The 17,114-nt window shown below is 69.2% G+C and carries 12 protein-coding genes; 9 read left to right on the top strand and 3 right to left on the bottom strand.

Going from position 1 to position 17,114, the window contains the following annotated elements; translation table 11 throughout:
* Positions 1–36 precede the first annotated feature (36 nt).
* Positions 37–1,185, bottom strand: coding sequence for a hypothetical protein (locus tag O3438_RS20285; protein WP_269681426.1), 1,149 nt, complete (start codon positions 1,183–1,185; stop codon positions 37–39).
* A 145-nt stretch (positions 1,186–1,330) separates the two neighbouring features.
* On the opposite strand from O3438_RS20285, the gene O3438_RS20280 reads away from it, so the two are divergent.
* Positions 1,331–2,083 (top strand): TIGR03089 family protein, encoded by a 753-nt coding sequence (locus O3438_RS20280; RefSeq protein WP_269681425.1) that lies wholly within the window; start codon positions 1,331–1,333, stop codon positions 2,081–2,083.
* Between the two features lie 5 nt (positions 2,084–2,088).
* Here O3438_RS20280 and O3438_RS20275 read toward each other — a convergent pair whose 3' ends face one another.
* Entirely contained in the window at positions 2,089–2,751 is a 663-nt protein-coding gene (locus O3438_RS20275; protein WP_269681424.1) for a tetratricopeptide repeat protein, read from the bottom strand.
* Between the two features lie 217 nt (positions 2,752–2,968).
* Here O3438_RS20275 and O3438_RS20270 point away from each other — a divergent pair, with 217 nt between their 5' ends.
* On the top strand, positions 2,969–3,913 hold the full coding sequence (locus O3438_RS20270; RefSeq protein WP_269681423.1) for a zinc metalloprotease: 945 nt from the start codon (positions 2,969–2,971) through the stop codon (positions 3,911–3,913).
* An 86-nt stretch (positions 3,914–3,999) separates the two neighbouring features.
* On the opposite strand, the gene O3438_RS20265 is transcribed toward O3438_RS20270, so the two are convergent.
* Positions 4,000–4,287: a hypothetical protein gene (locus tag O3438_RS20265; protein ID WP_269681422.1), complete on the bottom strand. Its 288-nt coding sequence runs from the start codon at positions 4,285–4,287 to the stop codon at positions 4,000–4,002.
* Between the two features lie 437 nt (positions 4,288–4,724).
* On the opposite strand from O3438_RS20265, the gene O3438_RS20260 reads away from it, so the two are divergent.
* From O3438_RS20260 to O3438_RS20230, 7 genes are all read left to right on the top strand, one after another.
* Positions 4,725–4,952, top strand: a complete 228-nt coding sequence (locus O3438_RS20260) for a winged helix-turn-helix domain-containing protein (RefSeq protein ID WP_269681421.1) — start codon at positions 4,725–4,727, stop codon at positions 4,950–4,952.
* 126 nt (positions 4,953–5,078) lie between these two features.
* Positions 5,079–6,770, top strand: coding sequence for an Eco57I restriction-modification methylase domain-containing protein (locus O3438_RS20255; RefSeq protein WP_269681420.1), 1,692 nt, complete (start codon positions 5,079–5,081; stop codon positions 6,768–6,770).
* Positions 6,771–6,773: 3 nt separating this feature from the next.
* The gene (locus O3438_RS20250) at positions 6,774–7,493 is read left to right on the top strand and encodes a PaeR7I family type II restriction endonuclease (RefSeq protein WP_269681419.1); all 720 of its coding nucleotides are present in this window, start codon (positions 6,774–6,776) and stop codon (positions 7,491–7,493) included.
* Between the two features lie 210 nt (positions 7,494–7,703).
* Positions 7,704–8,417: a hypothetical protein gene (locus tag O3438_RS20245; RefSeq protein ID WP_269681418.1), complete on the top strand. Its 714-nt coding sequence runs from the start codon at positions 7,704–7,706 to the stop codon at positions 8,415–8,417.
* A gap of 93 nt (positions 8,418–8,510) precedes the next feature.
* The gene (locus O3438_RS20240; RefSeq protein ID WP_269681417.1) at positions 8,511–13,496 is read left to right on the top strand and encodes a carbohydrate-binding protein; all 4,986 of its coding nucleotides are present in this window, start codon (positions 8,511–8,513) and stop codon (positions 13,494–13,496) included.
* A gap of 194 nt (positions 13,497–13,690) precedes the next feature.
* A complete protein-coding gene (locus O3438_RS20235; RefSeq protein ID WP_269681416.1) occupies positions 13,691–14,386 on the top strand; it encodes a hypothetical protein in 696 nt (231 codons plus the stop codon).
* A 107-nt stretch (positions 14,387–14,493) separates the two neighbouring features.
* On the top strand, positions 14,494–17,091 hold the full coding sequence (locus O3438_RS20230; protein ID WP_269681415.1) for a right-handed parallel beta-helix repeat-containing protein: 2,598 nt from the start codon (positions 14,494–14,496) through the stop codon (positions 17,089–17,091).
* The last annotated feature ends 23 nt before the right edge of the window (positions 17,092–17,114 follow it).

The following is a 17,114-nucleotide window of genomic DNA, read 5'->3' as shown; positions in this document are numbered from 1 at the left end:
CGTACCCGCACGGAGGCTGACACCTGTCGGGGAGCATCAGCTTGCGCCGACGTGAACAGCTGGCGAAGCACGGCGCAGCCGCCACCAGGCGCCGCCGACCAGGGCCACGGTGATGACGGTGACCGCGACGTCGCCGGCCAGGGCCGCCGCCGGGCTCGCCGGGGAGTACGGCGGCACGAGGTACGCGAACGCGGCGGCGGTGACCAGGCTCGCCGAGCCGGCGACGAGCACGTGTCGCTGCCCCCAGCGCACTGCCGACGACCAGTAGGCGATGGTGGTTGCCACGATGGCGGCGAGCCCCAGCGCGATGGCCACCCCCGTCCAGCCCGGCGTGAGGTCGCTGCCGAAGCGGACGACGACGACCAGCAGGCCCACCCACAGCGGATGCGGCACCCGACGGATGCGGCGCGGAGAGGGGCGACGCCAGCGAGGGAGCAGGGCCGTCGCGACGAGGGCAAGGGCCAGCGACGTCGCGAAGGTCATTTGCAGTGGGCTGGCCAGGAAGCCCTTGTCCTCGTTGATGTCCGAGAAGATGAACAGACTGCCGAGCAGGTAGACCAGACCGACGACGAGGAGACCTGGTCGGCCCAGCCACGGCCGGAGCCGGCGGGCCGCCCCGAGGAACGACTCGATCAGCACGATCGGCGCGCAGATCGTCAGCACGATGTGGTTGCCCACGTAGTCGAAGGCCTGCCGGAGGCTGAATTCGAGCCCCGGCACCAGCGTCGCCTCGGCGGCGGCCCGGGTGTCGGCGTACTGGGTGTCGTCGAGGAAGTCGGGGTTGAACAGCGACTGGTCGACCAGCCCGGCCTGGAGTACGCCGAAGGCGGCGGCGAGCAGCACGATCGTTGGCCAGCCCGCGCCGAGGTGCCGGGCGGTCTCCCGGATCAGGATCGCCGCGCCGCCGTACATCGGCCCCAGGAAGATCAGCACCGGGAGGAAGTCGTCGATGGCGAACCCACCCCACGAGCACTCGGCCGCCCAGGGCGCGAGCAGCAGCAACGCCATCACCGGCACGAGCCGACGGCGCAGCTGGAGACCGTTGGCGGGGTTCGGGTCGGCATGTGGCGCGGGGGAGCGGTCGGCGGGGCCGGGTGCGGTCGGCGACGAGGCGAGACGGTCGGCGGGGCCGGGTGCGGCGTGCGGCGTGGTGGGATGGTCGGTGGGGTTGGGTTCGGGCGGCACGGGCGCTCCTCGGCGGCTCGGCGGTCGTCGCCCGTCACCGTGCGGCAGCCACCCGGCCAGCCGCTACGGCCATCGGCCGACGCGAGGCACGACCAAAGTCGTTGCGTAGGGTGGTGCCGACGTCGTCACCCCGGGGAGCACCCAGATGCATCCACACGCCACGGCCGACCTGACGGTCCCGCCCACCGCCATCGAGAGCCCGCTGCTCAGCTACCGCGACGAGGCGACCGGTGAACGCGTCGACCTCACCGCCCAGCAGGTCGGCGCGTGGTCCGCGCGCAGCGCGAGCCTGCTGCGGGACGGCTGCGGGCTCGGCCCCGGCAGCCGCGTAGCGGTGTTACTGCCGCCGCACTGGCGTACCGCCGCGGTGTTGTTGGGTGCGTGGGCGTGCGGCCTGGCGGTGTCGTTCCGGCCGCGCGCCACGGCGGGCCTGCCGGTGCTGGAGCCCGGCGGCGACCGGCCGTTCGACGCGGTCTTCGTGACCCCCGAACGGCAGGACGACTGGCTGGAGGACGTGCCGGACGCGCCGCACCGCTACCTGGTCGGCACCGGTCCGGGCCGGCTCGTCGACGTGCCGTTGGGCTGGTTGGACTGGTCCGCCGAGGTGCTTCGCCACTCCGATGTCACGCCCGACCACACGGCCATCCACCCGTCGGACCCGGCGAGCGCGGACGGCACGACCTACGGTCAGTGGGGCGCGCTCGCCCGGGAGGTCGCCGGAATGCTCGACCTGCGGGCCGGCGACCGACTGCTGGTGGACGCGGCCGAGCACGAGCAGCCGCTGAAGTGGTTGCTCGCGCCGCTGTCGGCGGGCGCGTCGGTGGTCATCAGCGCCAACCTCGACCCGGCCCGCCGGGACGCGATCATCGCCGCCGAACAGGTCACCCGAATCCTCTGACCTGCCTAGAGCTGGTTTCTTGCCTCTTCGATCTGCCGCACGATGGCGTGAGCGCCGTGCGCCTGCGCGATGGCGTTCGCCTCGTCGAGAGTTGCGAGCGCGTCCGCGTGGCGGTCCTGGGCGGCGGCGACGTAGGCCAGCCCGACCATGTTGGCGGCCACGCCCGGCAGTGCTCCCACCTCTCGGCGCAGCCGTGTCGACTCTTCCAGCCGCTCGCGCGCTTCATCGAGTCGCCCGGCCATGTGCGCCGCGATGCCCAGGTGGCGCAGCGCCTCGGCCTCGGTTGACCGGTCGCCGGCCTGCGCCGCCAGGTGGCGGGACCTTTCCAGGTGCGGAACCGCGGTCTCGTTGTCGCGCCGGATGATCTGATGCAGGCAGCCGATCCAGAACAGCGCCTCGGCCTGGCCGCGTGTGTCGGCGAGGGCCTGGTACAGCTCGCTCGCACGCTCGAACAACGGCAGTTCAGCCGGGTCCTCGACGGGTGACGTGCCGCCCCGGGCGCGTTCGTCGAGATACCGCGCGTGCAGGATCCGCCCGCGGGCCAGCGCGGCGTCGGCCTCGACCGCGTCCAGGCCCCGTTCGGCGTCGGCCAGTACGCGGCCATCGCCGCTGTACACGGCCTGTTCGTAGAGTTTCCGGGCCCGTTCGATGCGATCTTCGGCGTTCATCGCCGCCCCCGTCCTGGCATCGCCATTGCGTGCCGGCTCAGCAGCCTAGTGGTCCACAACCGCGCGGAGCGACCCCAATCAGCGCCGGCCGATCCGGTTCCGTTACATCGGCATATGCCCTGCTCAGAGGGTCTTTTGTGGATGTCGTCGGCGTGTTCTCATACCGGAGCGACGGCATCGTCGAACCCGCACCGCTCCCTCACCGAAAGGTGCACCGATGCAGAGCAGACCCACCTTCCGACTGGCGGTCCTCACCGCGACCGCCGCCACGTTCCTGGCGACCGGCGGCGCGTCCGGGGCGCTGGCCACCGCCGCCCCCGTGACCGCCTCGCCGGGCGTCACGGCCTGCGCCGGCGAGCCGAGTGCCGCCCGGGTCACCGCGGGCGCGACGGCCCAGGAGCCGGCGCTGTACTCGAAGAACGAGGCCAACGCCTACGGCGTGATCAAGGACGTGCCGCGCCTGCCCAACGGCAGCGTCACCGTGCCGACGGTCTTCCACATGGTCTCCGACCACCCCTTCACCGCCGGCGAGACGGCCCGGTGGAAGACCCTCATCGCGGCACAGATGACGGTCCTCAACGACTCGTACGCCGGTCGCACGGCGGCGGACGCCTCCGACACGCCGTTCCGGTTCTCGCTCGTCGACACGACGTGGACGGTGAACAGCGCCTGGTACACGGTCGAGCCGGGCAAGAACGAGCGCGACATGAAGAAGGCGCTCTACACCGGTGACTCCCGCACCCTCAACGTGTACGCGGCCAACATCGGCGGCGGGCTGCTCGGCTGGGCGTACTTCCCGAAGGGCTACAACAACGGCCGTGACTACATCGACGGCGTGGTGATGCTGGACGAGTCGATGCCGGGCGGCACGGCCGGCAAGTACGCCCTGGGTGACACGCTGACCCACGAGGTCGGGCACTGGCTGATGCTGGAGCACACCTTCGCGCACGGCTGCTCCGCGTCCGGCGACTTCGTGGCGGACACCCCGCGCGAGGCAGCCCCGCAGTTCGACTGCCCGATCGGGGCGGACACCTGCACCGCGCCGGGGCTGGACCCGATCCACAACTTCATGGACTACACGCAGGACTCCTGCATGGACATGTTCACGGCGGGCCAAGCAGACCGGATGAGCGACGCCTGGGTAGCCTTCCGCGCCAGCTGACCTCTCGGGGCCCGGCGGGCAGCTCGACCGCGTTGATCAAGAGGTTTGCGTCACCGGAGTGCTGATCGGTGACGCAAACCTCTTGGTCATCTCCGGGAGGGTGCGCAGCGCCGGCGGTTGGGCCAGGGCGCGCGCTGGGAGCAGGGCGCGGTGTGGTCGGTCGGCAGGGCACACCGGCCGCCGGCGGGTAGGCGCCGGTCGCAGAAGACCCAATGGCGTACGCCCTGCTGGTCCTCGGCCGACACGGTCACCCCACCCGGCTCGACGCGGGCGCTGAGCCGGGCCAGCACACGGGCGGCGGTACGGGCGAAGATCCGGGCCCGGAACAGGTCGGGTGCGACGACCGGCAGGTGGATCACCCAGCGCTCGGTCATCGGTCGTGGCTTGCTGCCGTCGGTGGTCGATCCTCGCGCCGGCTCACCAGCCGGCGGATCAGGTCGCGCACGGGGGACCGCCCTTCGTCGGGTCGCGTCGAAGTGGAGGGGGCGGCCTCCGCCGGTTGCGGGCGGCGGAGACCGCCCCACCCTGCGACCGCACCCTTAATCGGCGGTACGGCAGCAGGGCCGCGCCGGGGGAGCGCGGAGGGTGGGGTCTCGGCGGCGATGCGAGACCGGTACGAGAGGCGCCAACCGACCGCAGCAGCACCGCATCACCGACAGTGACGCTACCGATACCTGCCACCTCTGTCAACGCTCTCTTATCTGTCGAATCTAGCTGCGGCTGCTCACCTGCTTCTCCTGCGTCAGTTATTGCCGCTCTTTCACCTGTTGCTCGATACTGGGAGGGCCAACCGACTGCAAGGGGCCTCCACGTGCCGATTCCGCCGACCATGGACGAGTTGATCAACGATCTGCTGAGGCGGATCGAGGTGGGCGAGTTCCAGCCCGGGTCGAAGATTCCGTCTACTCAGCAGTTGTCCGACCACTACGACGTGTCGGTGTCGACGATCCACCGAGCGGTGGCGGTCTTGCGTGGGCAGGGCGTGTTGGTTGGCCGTCCGGGTCGCGGAGTCTTCGTCGCGGAGTCTTCCAGGCGCTGACGGGGCCGGCCGGTGGCTTTGTGTCGGCGCTGTCTGACGTGCCAACGGCCACGGTCTCTCACGCCAAGTGACGTCGGCCGTGTGCTGGTCTGATTTCCGGTGAGCCTGCTGTCCTATGCTCGTCAGGTGAAGGCGGTAGCAGCGGAGATGCGACAACTTATCCTCGGCGAGACGCTGTCGTCGCTGACCGCGATCCCGGCGGAGTCCGTCGAGCATGGCGAGGTCTTCACCCGTCGCTGGGTGGTCGACTTGATCCTCGATCTGGCCGGCTATACGGCTGACCGCGATCTTGCGGCGCTCGTAGCGGTTGAACCGGCCTGTGGGGGCGGTGCCTTCCTGGCCGCGATGGCCACCCGGGTCAGCGCCTCATGCCGGAAGCACGATCGGCCTCTGCTCGACGCAAAGCAGGCAATCCGCGCCTACGACCTGTTGGCCTCGAACGTGACGGCCAGTAGGCGGCTGGTGCGCGAGGTGCTGGTCGATGAGGGCTGGTCGCTTCCGGAAGCACGCGAGGTGGCAACGGCGTGGCTGCGGCAGGGGGACTACCTGCTCGATCCGCATGTCCAGGAGGACGTCGACTTCGTCGTGGGAAACCCGCCGTACGTACGGCTGGAGGATGTGCCCGCGGATCGTATGCTCGCCTACCGCGCTGCTTGCCCAACCATGACCGGCCGTGCGGACCTATACGTCGGTTTCTACGAACGGGCTCTGCGTTCTCTCGGGCCTGGCGGAGTCCTCGCGTTCATCTGTGCCGACCGCTGGATGCGCAATCAGTACGGCCGGCAGTTGCGGGAGCTCATCAGCGCCGGCTACAGCGTCGACGTCACGGTGACGATGCACGACGTCGACGCGTTCGAGGAACAGGTGTCGGCCTATCCAGCCGTCACCGTGGTCCGCCGTGCCGGGCAGGGTGACGCCGTAGTGGTGGACACTCGACGGGGCTTCGGGCCTCAGGACGCCCCAGAGCTGGTGGAGTCGATCTCGGCCACGGAGTTGACGCACCGGACGAACGACCGGTACGAGGTTGCGCGACTACCCCACTGGTTCAGCGGGGGCGACTCCTGGCCAGCCGGGTCTCCATCCCGTCTGGCCTTGATCGATGCGCTGAACGACCGTTTCCCCCCGCTCGAGGACGCCAACACCGGGACACGGGTCGGCATCGGCGTTGCCACGGGTGCTGACAGCGTCTTCATCACGACGGACGCTGACGTCGAACCGCGGCGGCTACTGCCACTGTCGATGGTCAAGGACACGACCTCGGGGACCCACTCCTGGTCCGGTCAATATCTCGTCAACCCGTGGGACGCCGACGGTCAGCTGGTGGACCTAGCCGCGCTTCCACGCCTCCGCGCGTACTACCAGCGGCACACGGCAGCCCTCAAACGCCGGCATGTTGCCAGCAAGCGCCCTGCACAGTGGTACAGGACCATCGACAAAGTCGACCATTCCCTGATCGAGCGCCCGAAACTCTTGCTCCCGGACATGAAGACCACCATCCATCCTGTCCTAGACGAGGGTGGCTTCTATCCGCATCACAACCTGTACTACATCGTCTCCGACACGTGGGATCTCAGAGTCCTAGGTGGACTCCTGTTATCGGATGTCGCACAGGCGTTTGTGGAGGCGTACGCCGTTAGGATGCGGGGCGGCACCCTTCGATTCCAAGCCCAGTACCTGCGTCGGATTCGCGTCCCAGGGCCCGAGACGATCTCGGCCGCCGACCGTGCTGCGCTCGCCGCTGCCTTCGATGAGCGGGACACACGTGCGGCGACGGAGGTTGCGCTGGGTGTGTACGGGATCGAGGCTCTGGAGATGTGATCGGTGGATCAGCGCGCGTTCGAAGAAGCGGTTCGTAGCTCATGGTCGGTGCGAGAGTCGCAGGCTGCCAAGAAACTCTTGTCTGGCAGGGCCGATACCGGAGGGCGAGGCGCAGTCACCGGCGGAGCACATCTCGACGCGATGACAGAATTTCTCGCGAATGTGTTCCGAGACGCCGGCTTCCCGCCCGGTGCCGTGCGCTGCAAGTCCGGGGTCGAGCTGCCGGGCTACTTTCGGCCTGCCAAGAAGTGGGACCTCGTTGTGATTCACGAGGGCCAACTGGTGGCGGCGATCGAGCTCAAGTCGCATGTCGGTCCGTCGTTCGGCAACAACTTCAACAACCGGAACGAAGAGGCAATCGGCAGCGCTGCCGACTTGCGGCAGGCATATGACCACGGCCTGTTGGGTCGGCTGAGCCCGTGGCTTGGCTACCTGCTGTTGGTGGAGGAGGCGCCGGGTTCGATCCGCAAGGGGGCCCCTCGCAGCGGCACGTTTCCGATCGATCCCGCTTTCGCTGAGACGTCGTACCTCGACCGCTACGTGATCCTCTGTAAACGCCTACAGAGTGCTGGCCTGTATGACGCCACCTGCCTAGTCACCTCATCGCGGGAGATCGACGCGCCCGTTCGACAACCGGATCAGGAGATCGGTTTCGCCGCCTTCGTCGGGGCCATCATGGCCCGTATCGAGGAAGCCGGATTCCTCCCACGGAAGAGTAACTGAGCGTAGCCGCAGGGTCGGTGTTGGTCACGAGACCTGCGGCTGCATGTCCCGTGGTGTGTGCGCTGAAGGCTCAGTTGATCAACTAACTGTTCACCCCCACTGCGCCCGTTTCTCATCAAGCTTGCCTGGCGAGTTCGCCAACGCCCGGCAGGGTCACTGAACGGCCGCGCCCGCCGGCGTGCCACAGCACCTGTAGACCGGAGCGCTGGCATGCCCGCAACCGCTCGGTGGCCCCGCCGTGTCGTGATCTCGGCGGTGTTCACCCTCACCCTGCTCGCCACGGCGGTACCCGCCGATGCCCACCCCTACGGCTATCCGCAGGCCGTGACCATCGCGCCCGACGCGGCCCGCCCCGACGTGGTCCACCTGACATGGAAGCCGGGCGGCGTCGACGAGCTGACCCTGCTCGGCGTCCATCTCGGCGTGTTGCCGCAGGACCGTGTCCTGCTCGACGGCGCGGTCGACACCCAAGAAAACGACGCGACGATCCTCGTCGGATCTAAGCCGTTCGCGGACTACCTGCTAGAGCAGATGACCGCCAGCAGCGACGGTCAAGCGTGCGCTGGAGTCATCGGAAAGGCGAGCGACACCGGTGTGGACGTCGACTACACCTGCCCAGGCCCGCTCGGCATCGCCCGCATCGAGATCCGGATGCTGAGCGACCTCGACCCCGCGTACCGCACGGTCGCGACCGGGCCCAAGGGCAAACGCCAGGTGTACGGCCCCGACGAGTACTCCCACGACTGGGTGCTGGACGACGCTCCACCGCCAGCGGTCGCCGACAGCGGGACGGGCCACGACCAAGGGACCACCCAGCGGATCGCCCTGGCCGTCGGCCCCCTGCTGCTCGTCGCGGCCGCCGGGTCGTTGCTGCGACGCCAGGTACGTCGCCGACGGATCACCCGCATCCGACCGTCGTCCTGAGATCGGCCGCCACGAGGGCGGCCCCCTGTGCCCGCCGCAGTCGGAATCACGGCGTCGGCGGTTCCTCGCACCTAACGAAGGAGAAACCCCGCCATGACGCACGACAGACGTGCGCGCCGGAAGCGAACACGCGGACTGCTGTCCGCGATGGCGCTCGTCCTCATCGCCGGACCGGCGACGACCCTGCATCCGGCGCTGGCCGGAGCGGAGGCCGTGCCGGCCAGCGCCACCACGCCGCTGATCAACCTGAGCGCCGGGCAGAACGTCGAGGGCACGCTGCCCGTCGTCGTCGAGCCGGTCACCGAGAACGACTCGGTGACCACCCTCGCGGTCGACGGTCACAAGATCAGCGCCGACAAGACCGCCGGCACCGCGCACTTCGCGTTCGAGATGGGCGGCAACGGCACCGAGTCCCGCTACCGCAACTACCTCACCGTCAACGGGCGCACGGCCGAGGCGGACCGGGTCTACTTCCCGGACGTCCCGGGCGGGCGGGTCGCCACCCTCGACTTCCCGGGCGACTGGCTGAAGCCCGGCCCGAACACCGTCTCGGTGCACGCCGGAGCGAACTGGGTCGACACCACCACGAAGACCGCCGTCGGCTACGAGGAGTTGCCGAACGGTGAGGGTGGTCGTTGCCCCAACTACGACGACTACGCGCTGAGCAGCATTAGCCTCAGCCTGCTCGGCGTGGTCGCCGACGGCGAGCAGAATCTGTTCAGCTACAACTTCGGCGACGGCACCTGCGGCAGCTCGGCGAAGCTGCTCAACCAGGATCTCACCTTCGTCATCTCCGGCACCCCGGGCAGCACGTCCGGCCTGCGTACCGACCTTGACACCACGAAGCTGACCAACGGTACGCACACGGTCAGCGCGACGGCCCTGTCGGGCGCGAAGACGAGCATCACGGTCGACGTCAACAACGCCCCGGCCGGCGCGGCGGTGGTCACCCCCGGTGACGGTGCCCGCGTACGCGGAACCCAGCCGGTCATCGCTGCGCTCGCGTCTGCTGGTAAGGACAGCGTCGAGTCGCTCGCGATCGACGACAAGCCGGCCGAGAACTCCGAGACGCTGGCCGCCGGCACCGCCACCCTCGGCCTCACCGTCGAGGCCGGCAACTCGATCGAGGCGCGGTACCAGAACTACGTGCTGGTCAACGGCCACCGGGTAGACCTCGGCGGTGACTACGGCGCGACCGGCGCGGAGGACGTCAAGCTGGCGTTCCCGACTCGGTTCCTGCACCTGGGCGACAACGTCGTCGAGGTCCGCACCGGCGACTACAACGGCACGCTCAACGGCGCTACCTGCGCCAACCACGACGACTTCAAGCTCACCCGGGCCGCGTCGAGCCTCACGCTGAGCACGGCGGGCACGGTGACGGCCGGCAGCACGTTCGTCGTCACCACCAGCGGAACGACAGTGACGAAGGCGGAGACGACAGCCGCCTCGCTGGCGTTGGGCGACGGCACCTGCGGGCCCAACAAGGAGGCCGAGCTGCACTTCACCGTCGAGGGTGCGCCGACGACACGCACCGTCGACACTCTCGGCAGCGGAGGCGACGCGCACCTGAAGGTGTTCGTCGGCGGAAACGGCAGCGACAACGGGTACGACAACAAGGTGCTGGTCAACGGCATCCCGCTGGAGATCGGGATGTGGGAGAAGGAGGTCGCCGACCTCAGTTTTCCGAACGAGTGGCTGGTGCCGGGCGTCAACGCCGTCGAGTTCGTGGCGGGCAACGACCGTGGCAGCGCCAAGCCGGGCGGTTGCGACAACTTCGACGACTTTACGCTGCGGGACTTCCAGTTGCTGCCGACCGACGCGAAGGCGACGCAGCTGACCCGGTCGATCGCGCAGACGACTGTCACCATCGGTTCGGCCAGCTACCCGGCCGGATCCCAGGTGACCACCTACATCGGTGACGGCAGCTGTGGCAACAGCTTCAACGGGGTGCTGACCAAGATGGTCATGTTCGACGTCACCGCGCCGGACGGGTCGGCGTTGCCGGCGTCGGGCAAGCGCGCGGACGTCGACACGACGACGATCGCGGACGGCGCGCACACCATCAAGGCGGTCGTCGGGGACAAGACCTCGACGCGGCGCTTCACCAGCGACAACACCGCCCCGGAGATCGAGAGCAGCGTCCCGGCCGCCGGGCAGCGGCTGACGTCGACGGTCGCGCTCGACGTCCGGATCAAGGACGCCACCGGGTTGGCCGGTACGCCGGTCCTCACGCTGGACGGCGCGGCCGTCAAGCAGGGTGACCAGATCGGCCACGGCCTGCCCGCCGGGGAGCACACCATCGCGGTGACGGTGACCGACGCGCTCGGCAACACCGCCACCCGTGAGGTGCGGTTCAGCAGCGCCAGCATCCCGGACGTCCCGACCGAGCTGAACTCGACGGTCAAGGGCACCGACCCGCTCTCCGCCGAGCTGTCCGCCCGGATCCCCGGCGCGGAGGGTGTCGGTCTGACCGCCACCTTCACCAAGGCCGACGTGGTCCTGCCGACCGCTGGTTATCAGGGTGAGGCGGCCGACGTGCCGACCGCGCTCGACGTCCAGCACGACAAGACCGTGGACGTCACCTCGCTGCGTCCGCTCGACGGCGCGACGGTCGACAGCGCATCCGGCCGTGGGGTGGTCTTCCAGCGGTACGACCTGCCGCTGGCGGCGGCCAAGCAGGAGCCGACGCTGCGCTGGTCGGGCACCATCGACCCGGCCCGGATCGTGGCGCTGCGGGTCTGGAACCCGGCCACGAAGAAGTGGGTCGTGCTGACCAGTTCCCGTGGCCAGGCTGGGCAGGACACCGTCCTGACCGCGCAGGTGGAGGCCGGTTACCGCGACGGTGGTGTCGTCCACGTGCTGGTCACCGGTGAGGACCCGTTCGCCGACGACCTCTCCCCGCGCGACTCGACGGCGCAGAACGACAAGGACCGCTTCGAGGACCCCGCGTCGTACGACTTCTCGCTGGCGCACTTCACCGACACCCAGTACGTCACCGAGGGTGCGGCCGGCGGCACGTACGACGACTTCGACGGCAACGCCGAGCCTTCGGACGTCGAGACGGCCGAGGAGCAGGCGATCTGGTCGGCCGCGTACCGCGACCAGATGCAGTGGATCGCCGACAACGCGGACAGCCGCAAGATCGCGTACACGGCCCACACGGGCGACATCATCGAGAACGACTACTACGACCCGCTGGCGAAGAACCCGGACGGTTCGCTGAAGCGGCCCGGCCTGCACGAGCAGGTGGAGAAGGAACTCGCCGTCGCCTCCGGCTTCCAGAAGATCCTCGACGACAACGGCGTCGTCAACCAGGTCATCGCCGGCAACCACGACGACCAGTTGGGCGCGGAGACCGGCCCGACCTCGCGGTTCAGTCGGACCTTCAGCGCCGACCGGTACTACGGCACGGCGAAATCCTGGCCGAAGGGCACCGAATACCACGCGTGGGACGAGGTGACCAACGCCGACGGCTCCGTCACCCCCGGCACCGACAACCAGAACAACTACCTGCTGTTCTCCGCCGGTGGACTGGACTTCGTCGCGGTCGGCCTGTCGTACGGGGTGACGCCGGCCGAGGCCAAGTGGGCTGACTCGATCTTCAAGCGGTACAAGGACCGCAACGGGATCCTGCTCTCCCACGACTACCTGAAGCCGTCGGCCAACCCCGACGGGCGCGGGGCGGACTTCTCCGCGCCGGACGGCTCGCCGCTGTTCAAGCAGGTAGTGGAGACCAACGCGAACGTCTTCCTGGTCCTCGCCGGTCACGAGCACGGCGTCGGCACCAACCTGAAGTCGAAGATCGGCGTCACCGTCAGCCACGACGTCGTCGAGCTGCTGGCGGACTACCAGTTCTACACGGTCACCGCCGCCGAGCTGTGGCCGAAGCAGGTCGCCGCGGACGGCACCATCGACGTCAACGGGGACGGCAGGCCGGACCACAAGGCCACCGACCGGTTGCAGTTCGGGGCGAGCTTCCTGCGCCTGCTCCAGTTCGACGTGGACCGGGCCGAGATGCACATCGACACGTACTCGCCGTTCCTCAAGAACTTCGGTGCGACCGAGTACGACATCCGCCAGGACGGCAGCCAGACCAAGCCGCGCTACAACGGCGCGGAGGACAACCTGACCCTGCCGGTGGACCTCAGCACCCGCAAGACGTCCTTCACCACCGACTCGCTCGCCGCGTACGTGCCGTCCGGCACGATCGGCACCGCCGAGGTGACGGCGAACGGGGTCGCCACGACGACCTGGGGCAACCTCCTGCCGGGCACCTCGTACGGCTGGATCGTCTCCGCGAAGAGCGCCGACGGCGGTGAGGCGGTGGCCCAGCCGGCCGTGTTCCGTACCGCCAAGCAGGTCCCGACGATGACCGTCACCGCAGCCCCGACCGCCTGGGGCACCGCGGCGACGGTGACCGTCACTGTCGCGGCCGGCAGCACGCCGATCACCGGCGCGGTGGAGTTGCGCGAGGGTACGACAGTTCGTGGCTCGGCCACGCTGACGAACGGGGCTGCGACGTTCACCCTTCCGGTGGGCCTCGCGGGCGGTCAGCACAACCTGACCGCGTCGTACCCGGGCAGCGACCACCTCACCCCGGTCGACGCCAGCGCCACACTCACGGTGAACGTGCCGGCGGAGTGGAACCCGTCCACGGTCTACAACGACGGGGACCGGACCACCTACCAGGGGCGGATCTTCCGGGCCTCCTGGTACACGAAGAACCAGAAGCCGGGCGCCGACCCGAACGGCGCATGGCAGGAACTCGCCATAACCGAGGACGGCACCTCGATCTGGACCGCGTCGCGGATCTTCAACTCCGGTGACGTCGCCATCTACGACGGCAGGACGTGGCGGGCCCAGTGGTACACCCGCAACCAGAAGCCGGGCGACCGCAACGGCTCCTGGGAGGAGATCGCGCCCACCCCGCCGGACAACAGCCCGGCGGCCTGGACGCTCACGAAGGTCTACACCGTGGGTGACCGGGTGTCGTTCAAGGGCCACGTGTACGAGGCCAGGTGGTGGACACGCGGCCAGGAGCCCGGGGACAAGAACGGCCCGTGGAAACTGATCAGGTAATCAGGTACGCGTGACGCCGGCCCGGGACCGCTCCGGTCCCGGGCCGGTGCGCTTACCGCCTCACCCATCCGGTGGAGTCGACCCGTTCGGCCGCTTCTCACGTTCTGCCTGCTCATACGCTTCGCCGAAGGCAGATGCGTGGTCTTTCCACAGTGGCGGGGGCGATGGTGGTGTCGAGGCGTACACGTCGGGCTGTGGTTTCGATGGTGGCCGGTGCGTTGTTCGCCCTCGGGGTGGTCGCGCCCGGCCCGGCGGTGGCTCCGCTGCCCCGCGCGGCCAAGGCCGACGGCGACGTGACGCCCGTGCCGACCGAGCCGCGCCCTCCGCAGTTGCCGGCGGACTTCCAGGGCACCGGCCGGTACGTCGTGCGCGACCTCGGCATCGACGTGCCGTTCACCTGGCAGGGCCGCGACGGCAACAGCCAGATGGTCGCCGGCGGCCCGGAGCATCCGATCTGGTTCACCAACCTGATCTACGAGAACAGGCTGTACACGCTCACCTACAAGTGGCCGAACATCCCGCTGTTCCCGCCGCGCGAGTGCAGCAAGGTTCCGGGGTTCTTCAACCGGCAGATCTTCAACGACAAGCTGAAGACGTCCCGTTTCGTCGGGCCGGAGATCCTTCAGGGGGACAAGGACCGGCACGTCGACCACTGGCGGGTCGGTGTCGTCGGAGGCTCCACGGTGCCGGGGGAGTTCTTCCGGTTCCCGCTCGCGCTCGGTGACATCTACGTCGACCAGCGTGACCCGACCCGGTGGTGGCAGGTGCTCCAGTTCGGTCTCCAGAACCTCTTCGACCCCGAGTTGGACGAGTGGTTCACGATGGACAGCTTCGACCACCGCCCCGGCCAGGTGACCCTCCCCGACCGCTGCCCACCGCCGACGTCCTGACACGGCCCGTCCGAACGACAGGTGGACGGTGGTCGAGGGAGCCTCGGGCACGCCCTGAGCGGGGTAGGCTGCCGCGGCACACCATCCCTGATCATCGTGGGGCATTCATGAAGAGAGCCGCTCGCTCCCTGCTCGCGCTCGTACCACTGGTCGGTGCCGCAACCCTGGTCGGGCCGGTGATTCCCGCTGCCACCGCGGCTCCCGCGCCCTCCTCCGCCTCGGCGGCGCCAACGTCCACCGGTTCGGAGCTTTTCGTCAGTGCGACGGACTGCGTGCCCAACGGCGACGGCAGGGCCGAGTCGCCGTTCTGCACCATCTCCGCGGCCGCGGCCGTCGTGCAGCCCGGTCAGACCGTGCTGGTGCAGCCGGGGCTCTACCCGGAGAGTGTCGCGGTCACCCGATCGGGCACCGCAGCGGCACCGATCACCTTCAAGGCAGCCAACACCCGGGACGGCGTCGTCCGGGTGGGCAGGTACGGCGCGGACACCGGCACCGGATCGGTCTTCACCCTGCGCCAGGTGCACGACGTCGTCGTCGAGGGCTTCGCCATCTACGGGCGCCCAGAGGTGCCGGTCATTGTCGACGGCGCGTCTCGGGTTACCGTCGACGGCACTTCCGTCACCGGAACCAGCCGGCCCCTGATCAAGGTCACCGGTGGTTCCGCCGATGTGACCATCAGCCGGAACTTCCTGCACTCCCCGGGTACGACAGCGCTTGCCGTCGAGGGCGACTCGACGGGCACGATGGTGATCGCCAACCAGATTCCGAACGGCGGGATGGAGCTGACCCGGGCCGCGGGTGCCACAGTTACCAACAACACCATCCAGGCCGGGTGCGCTCCGGGCATCACGCTCGTCGCCTCGCCCGGTGTCACTGTCGCCAACAACATCGTCAAGCCCTTGCCGGACCAGAGGCTCTGCGAGGGCGAACCGACGGTGAAGACGGCGATCATGGTCCTTCCGGCGGAGGTTCCGCAGACGACCGTCCACCACAACCTGATCGATCCGACCACCGGCTGGGCCCTCTACCGCTGGGGCGCGACCACGTACCGGACGCTCGGAGACTTCCAGGCGGCCACCGGGCAGGGCGCGTTCGACATCGTCGCCGACCCGCTGCTCGACCCCAGGTTCGAGGACCGCGGCTTCATCGCGCTGAAGCAGAGCTCCCCGGCCATCGACTCCGCCGACGCGAACGCACCCGGGGTGCCGGCCACCGACCTGATGGGCAACGCCCACGCCGACGACCCGACGTGGGCGAACACGGGCACTGGCAACGGCTACCACGACCGGGGAGCGGTCGAGCGGCTCGGACCGACCACCCTCCGGGTCGAGCGCCTGCACCGGACGATCGGCGCCGGCCCCCTGGACACCACGCTCCGCGCCAGCGCCTCGACCCAGTGGACGACCGACGGTCCGATCGGATCCTTCGTCTACCAGTACGGTGACTCCCCGCTCTGGCGGGGCGGCACGCCGTCGCTCAACGAGAACCACCGGTTCCGTCGGGCGGGTAGCGCCTGTGTGCAGGTGCAGTGGAGCACGACCGGCTTCCGGTCCGCCAGTGCCAGCGCCCCGAGCTGCACGGTGCTCGGGGCGCACTACACGGCGGTGGCGCCACAGCGGCTCCTGGACACCCGGTCCGCGGTCGGTGTGGGTACCAGCACCCCGGTGCCGCCGAAGTCCGAGGTGGTGGTGCCGGTCGACAGCATCGGCGGAGTGCCGGCGGCGGACATCAGCGCCCTGGTGCTGAACGTGACAGCGACCCAGCCGGCGACCGCCGGGTTCCTGACCGTCTACCCGGACGACACGAACGCGCCGACCGCCTCGAACGTCAACTTCGTTGCGGGAGAGACGGTGCCGAACCTGGTGACCGTGCCGATGAGCAACGGAAAGATCAGGATTCGCAACAGCAGCGGCGGCACGGTGCACGTGGTCGCCGATCTCCAGGGCTGGTACGCGGAGGCCGGCGACGGATTCGCCACCCAGCCGTTGACGCGGGTCCTGGACACCCGTACCGACGGCGGCGCGCTCGCGCCGAACAGCACGCGCACGCTCAACCTGGACCGGAAGGTCTCGCCGGGCGCGACGGCCGTCGTCCTCAACGTCACCGTCACCGGGCCGACGACCAGCGGCGTGTTGAAGGTCTTCCCGTACGGCTCGCCCGTGCCAACCGCGTCGAATCTGAACTTCGTCGCCGGCCAGACCATCCCGAACCTGGTGATCGTGCCGGTGACCGACCTCAAGGCGAACATCCACAACCAGAGCTCCGGCAGCGTCCACGTGATCGCGGACCTGGCGGGATACTTCGGGGTGGACGGACAGCTCAGCTACGTTCCGAACGGGCCGTTGCGGATCGCCGACAGTCGGGACGCCACGGGCCTGCCCAACCGGGGAGGCGCGAAGCCACTTCAGCCGTGGGAGTCGGTGAATGTCAGCCCGTACGTCGACAACCTGGCCTGCTGCGTGACGGCCGCCGCCGTGGTGGCGAACCTTACCGTCACCGCGCCGGCCAGCTCCGGTTTCCTCATCGCGCATCCGGGCGCCGAGGCGCGTCCGCCGGTGTCGAACCTCAACTTCGTGGCGGGCGAGACATCGTCGAACCTCGCCATCGTGGGGACCATGGGCGGCCTGAACCTCTACAACAGCAGCTCCGGCACCGCCCACGTGGTCGCCGACCAGGCGGGCATTTTCGTCACCCCGCAGTACTGACCGTCCCGGCAGTGGCCGCGCCC

The sequence above is a fragment of the Micromonospora sp. WMMC250 genome (genome assembly GCF_027460215.1).
Lineage (GTDB): Bacteria > Actinomycetota > Actinomycetes > Mycobacteriales > Micromonosporaceae > Micromonospora > Micromonospora taraxaci.
The sequence above is the reverse complement of the archived record's forward strand: the minus strand, read 5'-3'. Positions and strand labels throughout refer to the sequence as shown.

What these genes read in the sequence shown, in the direction of transcription:
- O3438_RS20280 (WP_269681425.1), top strand. Translation starts at nt 1,331, where the DNA reads ATGCATCCACACGCCACGGCCGACCTGACGGTCCCGCCCACCGCCATC.
- O3438_RS20275 (WP_269681424.1), bottom strand. Translation starts at nt 2,751, where the DNA reads ATGAACGCCGAAGATCGCATCGAACGGGCCCGGAAACTCTACGAACAG.
- O3438_RS20270 (WP_269681423.1), top strand. Translation starts at nt 2,969, where the DNA reads ATGCAGAGCAGACCCACCTTCCGACTGGCGGTCCTCACCGCGACCGCC.
- O3438_RS20265 (WP_269681422.1), bottom strand. Translation starts at nt 4,287, where the DNA reads ATGACCGAGCGCTGGGTGATCCACCTGCCGGTCGTCGCACCCGACCTG.
- O3438_RS20245 (WP_269681418.1), top strand. Translation starts at nt 7,704, where the DNA reads ATGCCCGCAACCGCTCGGTGGCCCCGCCGTGTCGTGATCTCGGCGGTG.
- O3438_RS20240 (WP_269681417.1), top strand. Translation starts at nt 8,511, where the DNA reads ATGACGCACGACAGACGTGCGCGCCGGAAGCGAACACGCGGACTGCTG.
- O3438_RS20230 (WP_269681415.1), top strand. Translation starts at nt 14,494, where the DNA reads ATGAAGAGAGCCGCTCGCTCCCTGCTCGCGCTCGTACCACTGGTCGGT.